The sequence below is a fragment of the Pseudoclavibacter sp. CFCC 13796 genome, assembly GCF_008831185.1.
GTDB lineage: Bacteria > Actinomycetota > Actinomycetes > Actinomycetales > Microbacteriaceae > Pseudoclavibacter_A.
Genome location: NZ_WBKD01000002.1, coordinates 168,385 through 179,966, shown reverse-complemented (window position 1 = coordinate 179,966; position 11,582 = coordinate 168,385). Strand labels below are relative to the sequence as shown.

Here is an 11,582-nt window from a genome sequence, read left to right as displayed (position 1 = left end):
ACGCAACCGCAGTTTGCAACCATGACAAGGAGATCCGCGTGACTGGAACAAACCCCACGCTCAACACCCCGATCGAGCAGCTCGATCCTGAGATCGCTCAGGTGCTCGAAAACGAGCTCAATCGTCAGCGCAACACCCTCGAGATGATCGCCTCAGAGAACTTCGTGCCACGTGCCGTTCTCGAGGCGCAGGGGTCGGTGCTGACGAACAAGTACGCCGAGGGCTACCCCGGACGCCGTTATTACGGCGGCTGCGAGTTCGTCGATGTGGCTGAGACGCTCGCTCAGCAGCGTGCGCTCGCGGTGTTCGGCGGCGACCATGTCAACGTGCAGCCGCACTCGGGCGCACAGGCCAACGCCGCAGTGCTGCACGCGCTCGCCAAGCCCGGCGACACGATTCTCGGTCTCGAGCTTGCCCATGGCGGGCACCTCAGCCACGGCATGAAGATCAACTTCTCGGGCAAGTTCTACAACGCCCGCGCCTATGGCGTCGATCCTGAGACCTTCCGCATCGACATGGACAAAGTCCGTGAGATCGCGCTCGCTGAGAAGCCCAGCGTGATCATCGCTGGATGGTCGGCCTACCCGCGCATCGTCGATTTCCAGGCGTTCCGCGAGATCGCCGACGAGGTGGGCGCACGTCTTTGGGTCGACATGGCGCACTTCGCCGGTCTCGTCGCCGCAGGACTGCATCCGAACCCGGTGCCGATCGCAGACGTCACGTCGACGACCGTGCACAAAACTCTCGGCGGGCCGCGCTCAGGCACGATCTTCTCGAAGCAGGAGTTCGCCAAGAAGATCGACTCGGCCGTGTTCCCCGGTCAGCAGGGCGGGCCGCTCATGCACGTGGTCGCCGCCAAAGCGGTCGCGTTCAAGATCGCCGCGACCGATGAGTTCAAAGCGCGTCAGGAGCGCACACTCGAGGGTGCCCAGATCATCGCCGAGCGCCTGACCGCACCTGACGCCAAGGCGAACGGCATCGACGTGCTCACCGGCGGAACCGACGTGCACTTGGTGCTCGCCGACCTGCGCACCTCGCAGCTCGACGGCCAGCAGGCCGAAGACATCCTGCACGAGGTCGGCATCACGGTCAACCGCAACGCCGTGCCGTTCGATCCGCGCCCGCCGCGCGTCACCAGCGGTCTGCGCATCGGCACGCCGGCACTCGCCACCCGCGGGTTCGGCGCCTCCGAGTTCACCGAGGTCGCCGACGTCATCGCCGAGGCGCTCAAGCCGACGCCCGACGTCGAGGCGCTGAAGGCCCGCGTCGCCAAGCTCGCCGACGACTTCCCGCTGTACCCCGGCCTCGAGCAGTGGTGATCGCATGACCGCGATCAAGATCGACGGCAAAGCGACAGCGAAAGCCATCAAAGCCGAGCTCGCCGAGCGAGTCGACGCCCTTCGCCAGCACGGCGTGACACCCGGCCTCGGCACGCTGCTGGTGGGAGAAGACGCCGGCTCGCAGATCTACGTGGCGGGCAAACACCGTGACTGCGCCGAAGTGGGCATCGCATCCGTCAGAGAAGACCTGCCAGCCACCGCGACCGCTGCCGAGGTGCACGCAGCGATCGAGCGGCTGAACAGCTCGGACGAGGTCACCGGCTACATCGTGCAGCTGCCGCTGCCGAAAGGGCTTGACGAGCTGGCCGCGCTGGAGCTGATCGACCCGGAGAAAGACGCCGACGGGCTGCACCCGACCAACCTCGGGCGCTTGGTGCTCAACGTCGGAGGCGAGATCTCGACGCCGCTCCCGTGCACGCCTGCGGGCATCCTCGAACTGCTGCGCCGCTATGAGGTGCCGCTTGAGGGCCGCAAGGTGGCCATCATCGGCCGTGGCGTGACGGTGGGGCGCCCCTTGGGTCTGCTCCTCGGGCGTCGCGGCGTCGATGCGACCGTGACGACGCTGCATTCGCACACGCCGAACCTGGCCGACGAGGTGCGCCAGGCGGATGTCGTGGTGGCGGCACTGGGCAGGCAGCACTTCGTGCAGCCCGACTGGGTGAAGCCGGGTGCCGCGGTCATCGACGTGGGCGTCAGCCGTGTGGTCGACCCCGAGACCGGCAAGGGACGCCCCGTCGGCGACGTGCACCCGGACGTCGCCGAGGTCGCCGGCTGGCTGACGCCGAACCCAGGCGGGGTCGGGCCGATGACCCGCGCTGAGCTGCTGGTCAATGTGGTTCGACTGGCCGAGCAGCGTCTCGCGAAGTAGCCGATCACCGAGCCCGGCTCGGCAGGTAATCTGCCGGCCTGTTCGTTCAGCGTGCTGAGCGGGCAGGCAGTGAACGACCGCAGGCCTCTCTGAGACAGAGAGCCTGCGGTCGTTCTGTCTTGCGTGACCGGAACAGGAGCCTGGGCCGTCTGCCAAGAGCAGACGAGGCCGAGCGGCTCAGGCCAACAGCTGCTGCTCTGCGAGCTCTCGATACAGGGGGCTCATGGCGAGCAGCTGCTCGTGAGTGCCTGTGGCGACGGCCTTGCCGTTCTGCATGACCACGATCTGGTCGGAGTCGATCACAGTCGACAGACGGTGTGCGATCACGACGAGAGTGCGCTCTGCGGCCACATGCGCGATGGCCTGTTTGAGCAGCTCTTCGTTCAGGCCGTCGAGACTCGACGTGAGTTCGTCGAGCAGCAGGATCGGCGGCCCGGCCAGCAGCACGCGCGCCAGTGCCAGGCGCTGACGCTCGCCCCCCGAGAGCAGCGAACCGCCTTCTCCGACAGAGGCGTCGAGCCCGGCATCGTCGCGGGAGACGAGATGCTCGAGATTCACCTCGCGCAGCACGGTCAGACACTCCTCGTCTGTGGCATCGGGCGCTGCCAGCCGCAGGTTGTCGCCGAGAGACCCCGCCAGCACGGGGGAGTCCTGCTCGACGTAGCCGAACTGGGCGCGCAGCAGGTCGCGATCCCAGCTGCGCACATCGACACCGTCGACCTGCACCGTTCCGCTCTGCACATCGTAGAAGCGCTCGAGCAGACCGAGCACAGTCGACTTGCCGGCTCCTGAGGGGCCGACCAGTGCGGTCTTGGTACCCGGGGCCACCGAGAACGAGAGGCTCTGCAGCACGTCTTCGGCACTCGACGGGTAACGGAACGTCACCTGGTCGAGCGCGATTGCCGCGCCCGTGGGCACTGCTGCTGAGACTGAGGACGTGTGGGCAGCAGTCGCAGTCGTGTCAGTGGGCTGGGCGCCGTCAGACGACAGCTCACGTGAGCCTGGGCGCACGCGATCGTGGGCATCTTCGTCGGGCAGATCGAGCACCTCTTGAATGCGGGCCAGCGCACCCAGCGCGCTCTGCACCGAGGTGAAGGCGCCTGCAGCACTTGCCAGAGGCATGACCATCATGAACAGGAAGATCACGAAGCTGACCAGCTGCGCGATGGTGATCACCCCTGCTGCCACTCGCAGACCGCCGACGCCCAGCACAACGATCACTGCTGCCTGGAGGGCCACCTGCACCGTGGGCCCGACCAGCGCCGACAGGCGCGCGATGCGCAGGCCGCGATCGTAGGCCTGGTGCGCGTCAGTGAGGATGCCGGCGGTCTCACGGGCGGTCGCTCCGTTCGCGCGGATGGTGCGCACCGCACGAACCGACCGTTCGACAGCTGCGGTGAGGGCGCCCACGCTCTTCTGCGCCTCGCGCGTCGCCGACTGCACCTGGCGTGCGACGAGAGAGACGGCGACGATCGCCACGACGAGCACCAGGGCGGTGAGCGCGAAGAGCAGCGGATCGAGCACGAGCATGCCGACGATCGCACCGACGAGAATGAAGACGCCGCCGACCGCATCGACCAGCCCTTGGGTGAGCACGGCCCGCAGCAGAGTGGTGTCCGAACTGACCCGGCTCACGAGGTCTCCGGTGCGACGCTGATCGATCTCACTGATCGGCAGCCGCAGAATCTTGTGCACCAGCCGCTGCCGGCTCGAGAGCACGACGCCCTCGCCCGTGCGACTCAGCACGTAGTACTGCACACCCGTGATGACGCCGGCCGCGATCAAGAGTGCCACGACGAGCCAGACGAGAGAACCGAGCACCTCGCCGTTCTGCACCCGGGTGATGAGCACATTGAGCAGCAGGGGCTGGCACAGCGTGAGCAGGGCTCCGACGACGGAGAGCACCGCGGCGGTGATCAGAATGCCTTTGCGCTCGATGAGATACGGCCAGAGCTGTGAGAATCGGGCCCGAGGCTCATCGGATCGTGCGCGGCCGAACGGCCCCCGACGTCTCGGCTGCTCCGTTCGGGCGGCATGGTCGGACGACGGGTGGGTCACGTGCCCGAGAGTCTGCTGCGGATGCTGCGCTGCGGGGGACGCCGCACCCTGCTGAACCGAGATGGCGGGGTCAGAGTGCTGCGGATGCGATGAGGCGTTGGCGGACATGCTGCTCCTTCGACTGCTCCATGCTATAGCCACCCGCTGACCGGGCATGACTCTTCTCGTGACGCTGCGGTGAGATCGATGCCCTGCCCTCCCATGCTCAGGCTCCAGACAGAGCAGGGGCCTCGGATGCAGCGTCCGAGGCCCCTGGGCGTGTGGCGCATCCTTCGATCTGCCACGCGGTCTGAATGCCGAGATCAGATCTCGTCGAGGTCGAGATCCTTCGTCTCAGGGCTGAAGAGCAGTGCGACGAACGTCAGCACGGCGCTCAGTGACAGATAGACACCGACCCACACCGGGTTGCCGTTGCCCTCGGCCCACAGCCACACGGCGATGATCGGAGCCACAGCGGCACCGAGGATCGAGCTGATGTTGTAGGCGATCGCCGAGCCCGTGTAGCGCGTCTCGGTGGGGTACAGCTCGGGCAGGAACGCACCCATCGGGCCGAACGTGATGCCCATCAGGGTGAAGCCGATGATCAGGAAGCCCTGTGCAAGCGCTCCGGTGAACTTCGGGTCGGCGCTGGGCAGCAGGAACAGCTGGAACAGCAGACCGAAGATCACGATGCCGCCGGTCACCCAGATCAGCAGTTTACGACGGCCGACGCGGTCGGCGATCGGACCCGACAGCAGGGTGAAGACGCCGAAGAAGATCACGCCGATGATCATCATCATGACGAAGTTGTTGTATGAGAAGCCCAGCCCCGGGTAGAAGCTCGACGGGTCGAACGGCTTGCCGGCCTTCTCGGCCGCCTTCGCCGCTGCCTCTGCGCTGGCGGGCTTGGTGCCGTACGACAGTGTGAACGCGGTCATCAGGTAGAAGAGCACGTATGTGGCGAGCATCGCGAAGGTGCCCAAGATCAGCTGCCACCAGTTATTGCGCAGCACTTCGCCCAGCGGCAGTTTCTTGACCTTGCCCTGTTTCTTCGCCTTGGCGAAGCTGTCAGACTCGACCAAGTGCATGCGCACCCACAGGCCGACGAGCACCATCAGCGCGCTGAACAGGAAGGGAATGCGCCAGCCCCAGGCCTGGAACGCGGCGGACTGCAGCGAGGTGTCGCCGCTCTCATGCGGAAGCAGGGCGTTGATCGCGAGGAACAGGCCATTGGCGATGATGAAGCCGATCGGCGCGCCGACCTGCGGGAAGGTGCCGAACCAGGCGCGCTTGCCCTTGGGAGCGTTCTCGGTGGCGACCAGCGCCGCACCCGACCACTCGCCTCCCAGCGCGAACCCCTGTGCCAGACGCAGGATGAGCAGCAGCACGGCGGCGGTGATGCCGATGTCGTGATACGTGGGCAGCAGGCCGATCAGGAACGTCGCGATGCCCATGGTGAGCAGGCTCCAGATCAGCGTGGTCTTGCGACCGACTTTGTCTCCGAGGTGGCCGAAGACGAGCGCCCCGATGGGGCGTGCGATCATGGCCGCGCCGAAGACCGCGAACGAGGCGAGCAGGGCGACGGTGTCGTTGCCCGCGGGAAAGAAGAGGGCTGGGAAGACCAGCACCGCCGCGGTTGCGTAGACATAGAAGTCGTAGAACTCGATCGTGGTGCCGATGAGGCTGGCGAGCACCACGCGTGAGGGTGGATTCGCCGGCTTGTTCTGCTGACTGGCGTCGACGGTGGCCGTCGCTGTTTCTGTAGACATCGTGAAGAAGCTCCCAATGAGAATGAGTGGTCGCGTCGTGCGGCCTACCGGTGCGTGGTCAGGCCATGGACGCTGATGTGAACACCCATGTTGGGGCGCGAGATGAACGCGGGAACGATGATGATCGCATACGCGTGTGCAGCGCTTGTGGCGCGCTGCACTATATTACGTCCTGGTTACGAGATTGACAAGAAGATCACAGTGCGAGGACGCCATGCGGCGCTCAGAGATCAGCCGGCAGGATGTGTCCCATGCGGTCGCGCTTCGTTTCGAGATACCCCTGATTGAACTCGGTCTCACCGACCACCAGCGGCACCTGGTCGGTGACCGTGATGCCATGCTGCTCGAGATCGGTGCGTTTGAGCGGGTTGTTCGTCAGTAGCCGCACGTGGTCGATGCCCAGGTCACCGAGGATCGCCACTGCCGCGCCGTACTCTCGTTCGTCGTCGGCGTGGCCGAGTGCGCGGTTCGCGTCGACGGTGTCGAGACCCTGCTCTTGCAGCCGGTAGGCGCGCAGCTTTTCGAGCAGACCGATGCCGCGGCCCTCGTGTCCGCGCAGGTAGATCACCACGCCGCCTCGGGCGTCGATCATGCGCAGCGCCGCGTGCAGCTGCGGGCCGCACTCGCACTTCTGCGAACCCAGCACCTCGCCGGTGAGGCACTCGGAGTGCACGCGCACCAGCGGCTCGCCGTCGAGCGGGTGCTCAGAGATGACGGCGAGATGGTCTGCCCCGGTCACGAGGTCACGATATCCGCGCACGCGAAAGATCCCGTAGTCAGTGGGAATGCGGGTTTCGACTACGAACTCGACGCGATCTGAACTGCTAACCAAGTGAACCATCGCCTTCTATTCTCGCACGCCACAGTATGTCGCAACCCAGCTGCGTCGTGGTGACATCGGTGAGACGCAGCGCGTCGCCGATGCTGCGCACATCGATCTGCTGCACGGCGAGCTTGGGTCCGCCGATCAGCACGGGGGCACTGTAGACGTGTAGCTCGTCGACCAGCCCGGCGCGCAGAAACAGGGATGCTGTGGTGGGCCCGCCTTCGACGATCACGCGGCGCATGGCGTCGTCGCCGTCGAACAGCCCGCCCAACATCTCGATCAGCTCGGAACGCACGCGAGCACCCGGCTGCTCGCGCAGGACTCGCAGGTCGAGCGGAACATCCACCACACGTTCATGGGCGACCCGCAGCTTTGCGCCGAGGTCCGAGCCCGGCTCGGTGCCCAGCACGACGGGAACCGGCTGGTGCGGGCGCAGCGAGCCGTCGGCGAAGCGCGCCGTGAGGGTCGGATCGTCGGCGGCCACCGTACCGGCGCCGACGATGATGCCGTCGACCTCGCCGCGCACCGCGTGCGCATGGTCACGAGACTCGGGCGAGGTGATCCACTGTGACGAGCCGTCGGCTGCGGCGGCCCGGCCGTCGAGCGACATGGCGAGCTTCACGATGACCCAGGGGCGGCGACGGCGCATCGCGACGAACCAGTCGTGATTGACCTGCTCTGCCTCGTCGTGCAGCACGCCTGAGACCACCTCGATGCCATGAGCGACCAGGCGCTCGGCGCCGTGCGCTGAGGCGTCACCGGGGTCGTCCACGGCATAGACCACGCGCCCGACACCCGCATCGATGAGCGCCTGGGCGCAGGGGCCGGTGCGTCCGATGTGGTTGCAGGGTTCGAGAGAGACGACGGCCGTCGCGCCGCAAGCCTGCTGTGCGGCCACCTGCGCCAGCGCATCGACCTCGGCGTGCGGTGTGCCTGCGCCATGGTGCCAGCCCTCGGCGAGAGTGGTGCCGTCGGCCGCCAGCAGCACACAGCCCACACGCGGGTTGCCGCCGGCCAGTGGGCCGCGCTGCGCGAGCTCGAGCGCACGGCGCATTGCCGCGCGTTCGGCGGGCAGCGGTTCAGGCATGGTCATCCTCATCTGCAACGACGACGATGTGCAGTCCATTCCGTCTGGCCTGCGGTCGTGTGCGTCACGTCAGAAGCGCGGTCTGCCCACGCTCTTCGGTCTGCTGCGGGCGCTTGCGCGCCGAAATCGTCGGGTGCATCAGGAGGCCGAACGGCCAAGTGACACCAGGCGTGCGTCTCAGCTGGCGGCCACGAACCCGATGCGGTCGTAGACCTCGGCAAGGGTCTTCGAGGCGATCTCGCCTGCGCGCTCGGCGCCGATGGCGAGGAGGCGATCGAGCTCGGCTGGGTCGTCGAGCAGTTCGAGCGCACGAGTGCGGATCGGCGACAGCGCCTCGACGACGATGTCGGCCAGGTCCTTCTTGAGATCGCCATAGCCGCGTCCTGCGTACTGCTCTTCGAGTTCGGGAATCGACGAGCCGGTGAAGACGGAGTTGATCGCGAGCAGGTTCGAGACACCGGGCTTGTGCTCGCGGTCGAAGCGAATCTCACGGCCGTCGTCGGTCACCGCCGAGCGGATCTTCTTGGCGGTCTTCTTCGGATCGTCGAGCAGACGGATCAGCCCGGCGTCGCTGGCCGCCGACTTCGACATCTTCGCCGAGGGGTTCTGCAGGTCGAAGACCTTCGCCGTCTCGTCTGGGATGTACCCCTCAGGCAGCGTGAACGTGTCGCCGAAGCGCGAGTTGAAGCGCTGCCCGAGCGTGCGCGTGAGCTCGAGGTGTTGCTTCTGATCGATGCCGACCGGCACCAGGTCCGCGTTGTAGAGCAGGATGTCAGCCGCCATCAGCACCGGGTAGGTGAACAGACCGACCGACGTGTGGTCAGAGCCCTGTTTCGCCGACTTGTCTTTGAACTGGGTCATGCGGCTGGCCTCGCCGAAGCCGGTGATGCACGCGAGCACCCAGCTGAGCTGGGCGTGCTCGGGCACGTGAGACTGCACGAAGAGCGTCGAGCGCTCAGGGTCGATGCCTGCGGCGATGTACTGAGCCGCCGTGCCCCGAGTGTTGCGGCGCAGCTGCTCAGGATCCTGGTCGACGGTGATCGCGTGCTGATCGACGACGCAGTAGATGGTGTCGTAGTCGTTCTGCAGGCTCACCCAATTGCGCAGGGCTCCCACATAATTGCCGAGATGTAGAGAGTCGCTGGAGGGCTGCATGCCCGAGAAGATGCGTTTCACCATGACTCCCAGTGTAGCCCCGAGAATCCGAAGGCAGCTTCGAGCTCGTACAGTGCCCGCTCAGAGCTGGTAGTCGACCACGACCGGCGAGTGATCGGTGAAGCGCTGGTCGTACGTCGCCGGGCGATCGACGAAGTAGTGTCTTGCCGCCGTCGCCATCTGAGGTGTCGTCGCCTGATAGTCGATGCGCCAGCCGGCGTCGTTGTCGAAGGCCTGTCCACGCCATGACCACCACGTGTATGGGCCGGGCTGATCACCAGCGGCTGACCGACCGAGGTCGATCCAGCCGAGCCCCTCGCCCAGATCGGTGCCGTCGAGCCGCTGATACCGCTCGTCGGGTCGGCCGAAGAACTGGTCGAAGTAGGCGCGCTCTTTGGGCAGGAACCCCGCACGCTTGAGGTTCGACCGCCAGTTGCGAATGTCGATCTGCTCGTGACACACATTGAGATCGCCCATGAAGACGGCTCGCTCATGCTCTTTCGGCAGTGCCGCAAGCCGTTCGCTCATCGCCTCGAGCATGCGATACTTCTCGACCTGCTTCGGGGTGTCGACCTCGCCCGAATGCGCATAGACGCTCACCAGCGTGAGCGGTGTGCCGTCGACGTCGAGGTCGACCTCGAGCCAGCGTCCCGAGGTATCGAAGTCGTCGTCGCCGATCTGAGTGCGCGTCTCACCGAGCGGCAGTCGTGACACGACGGCGACGCCGGCGCGACCCTTCTGCGAGCACACGTCGTCGGCGATGTGCCAGCCCGGCAACAGCTCGCGCAGCTGGTCACCGGACGCTCTCACCTCTTGCAGCGCGATGACGTCGGGCTGAGCCGCTTCGATCCACGATTCGATGCCCTTGCGGAACGCCGCGCGGATGCCGTTCACGTTGACGGTTGCGACGCGCAGCGCACCAGCGGGCTTCGGCGTCTCAGCGGATGCACGGGTGCGTGCCGCCTGCGTGTTGATGCCCGGTTTGGGCTTCGGCTGCTCGTCGACCGGAGGCGGAGCGATGATCGTCTCGTGCAGGGCGGGGGATAGTGCAGGCTGCTTCTTGCTCATGACGCCGATTCTAGGCGATGCCTCTGACCTGCCTCGGCAGCGCACGGCGACTTCGCAGAGGGATCAGTGTGCGCGTCACCGGGCTTCGGTATCGGGCTCGTCGGTCTTGATGGCGGAGTCAGGCACCTCGACCGGCAGCGGACTCTCCACGGCGTTCGGGCCGCGCACGGCATCCTGCAGACGGCTTGCGCCCCAGAAATCGAGGTCGCCGTCATGCCGCTCGTTGACCTCGTGGTCTGAGGCGACGACGGCCAGCCAGGCGGCCGCGATGAGCACGGTCTGACTGAGCAGGTTGAACCAGAGCAGCAGGCCGACGATGGTCAGAAAGCCGGCGAGCAACGGGTTCGACCCGCCGCCGATGAGCGACCCGCCGACGGCCTTCAGCAGGGTGGTCGCAACCGCGCCCCAGATGACCACCGGCAGCATGCGCCGCACGGGGATGATCACCTGTGCGAGCACGCGCATGATCACGATGAGGATGATGGCGTCCAGCACCAGAGAGAGCAGCAGTGAGCCGATGGTGACCAGCAGCCATGAGAGCATGCTCTGTTCGCCGAAGCCGAGCAGAGCGGAGATGCGGCGGCCGAGACCCGAACTGACGGTGGAGGCGAGAGCCGAGATGATGACGAGCAGGCCGAACCCGACCAGCAGGCCCAGATCGCGCAGTTGTGCCACGACCGGCTGCTGGGGCAGAGGCGAGCGGCCGAACTGGGCGCGCACGCCTGTGCGTACGGCGCCGAGCCAGCCGAAGAGGGTGAAAATCAGCGAGACGAGGGCGACGGCGCCGGTCCAGGACAGTGTGGAAGGCACGCCCTGCAGCGTCTCTGGGCTGATGGCGCCGCCCTCGCCGGTGTCGATGAGACCGGGCACTGACTTGGCCAGGTAGTCGACGAGAGCGTTCCAGACGGTCTCGGAGCGAGCGATGAAAAGGCCGATGACGCTGAAAAGCGTCCAGACGCCGGCGAACGCGGCGAACAGCGAGCTGTAGCTCATACCGCCGGCAAGGACAGGGCCGCCGCGCGAGGTGTAGTGCGCCATCACACGTGCCGGTCTGGTCTGCATCGCCCACGCGATGAGACCTTGGACCGTGCTGACCGGTTTCTGTTGGGCGCTCATGGGTCAATGGTATCGGCAGGCAGCGCGGGGCAGGTGGCGCGGGGCCGACGCTCTGGGCCGATCCATGCCACGGCACATGCTGCTCTCCAGGATCGAGTCATGGCAGATGTCACCTGGACGCTTCGAAACATGGAACTTGGCATGTCTGGATGTCTCTGGGCGTCATTTGCGCCGACTCGAGGCGCAGAAGTGGTGTGTCGGGGGATGAGGGGGTGAGAAGCGTGTCGGGGGGGGGGGGGGGGGGGGGGGGGGGGGGGGGGGGGGCGGGGGGGGGGGGGGCAAAACGGGCCCGGGGCGGGGCGGGGAAGGCCACAAG

Annotated in this window: 8 protein-coding genes and 1 pseudogene; 2 read left to right on the top strand and 7 right to left on the bottom strand. The window is 66.5% G+C overall.

Going from position 1 to position 11,582, the window contains the following annotated elements; all coding sequences use genetic code 11:
* Positions 1–38: 38 nt before the first annotated feature.
* Complete coding sequence (glyA, locus tag F8O07_RS09785; protein ID WP_158032015.1) at positions 39–1,319, top strand: serine hydroxymethyltransferase; 1,281 nt, start codon at positions 39–41, stop codon at positions 1,317–1,319.
* A 4-nt stretch (positions 1,320–1,323) separates the two neighbouring features.
* A complete protein-coding gene (locus F8O07_RS09780; protein ID WP_158032014.1) occupies positions 1,324–2,208 on the top strand; it encodes a bifunctional methylenetetrahydrofolate dehydrogenase/methenyltetrahydrofolate cyclohydrolase in 885 nt (294 codons plus the stop codon).
* A 177-nt stretch (positions 2,209–2,385) separates the two neighbouring features.
* On the opposite strand, the gene F8O07_RS09775 is transcribed toward F8O07_RS09780, so the two are convergent.
* From F8O07_RS09775 to F8O07_RS09745, 7 genes and pseudogenes are all read right to left on the bottom strand, one after another.
* Entirely contained in the window at positions 2,386–4,374 is a 1,989-nt protein-coding gene (locus F8O07_RS09775; RefSeq protein ID WP_158032013.1) for an ABC transporter ATP-binding protein, read from the bottom strand.
* Positions 4,375–4,568: 194 nt separating this feature from the next.
* On the bottom strand, positions 4,569–6,014 hold the full coding sequence (locus F8O07_RS09770) for an MFS transporter (protein ID WP_158032012.1): 1,446 nt from the start codon (positions 6,012–6,014) through the stop codon (positions 4,569–4,571).
* A 223-nt stretch (positions 6,015–6,237) separates the two neighbouring features.
* Positions 6,238–6,828, bottom strand: a pseudogene (gene ribA, locus F8O07_RS09765) (GTP cyclohydrolase II); the annotation flags it as partial.
* 10 nt (positions 6,829–6,838) lie between these two features.
* Positions 6,839–7,927: a bifunctional diaminohydroxyphosphoribosylaminopyrimidine deaminase/5-amino-6-(5-phosphoribosylamino)uracil reductase RibD gene (gene ribD / locus F8O07_RS09760; RefSeq protein ID WP_158032010.1), complete on the bottom strand. Its 1,089-nt coding sequence runs from the start codon at positions 7,925–7,927 to the stop codon at positions 6,839–6,841.
* Positions 7,928–8,104: 177 nt separating this feature from the next.
* Complete coding sequence (gene trpS, locus F8O07_RS09755; protein ID WP_158032009.1) at positions 8,105–9,106, bottom strand: tryptophan--tRNA ligase; 1,002 nt, start codon at positions 9,104–9,106, stop codon at positions 8,105–8,107.
* A 57-nt stretch (positions 9,107–9,163) separates the two neighbouring features.
* On the bottom strand, positions 9,164–10,150 hold the full coding sequence (locus F8O07_RS09750; RefSeq protein WP_158032008.1) for an exodeoxyribonuclease III: 987 nt from the start codon (positions 10,148–10,150) through the stop codon (positions 9,164–9,166).
* 75 nt (positions 10,151–10,225) lie between these two features.
* Positions 10,226–11,266 carry a YihY/virulence factor BrkB family protein gene (locus tag F8O07_RS09745; protein WP_158032007.1) on the bottom strand — a complete coding sequence of 347 codons (1,041 nt, stop codon included), beginning with the start codon at positions 11,264–11,266 and terminating at the stop codon, positions 10,226–10,228.
* Between the last annotated feature and the right edge of the window lie 316 nt (positions 11,267–11,582).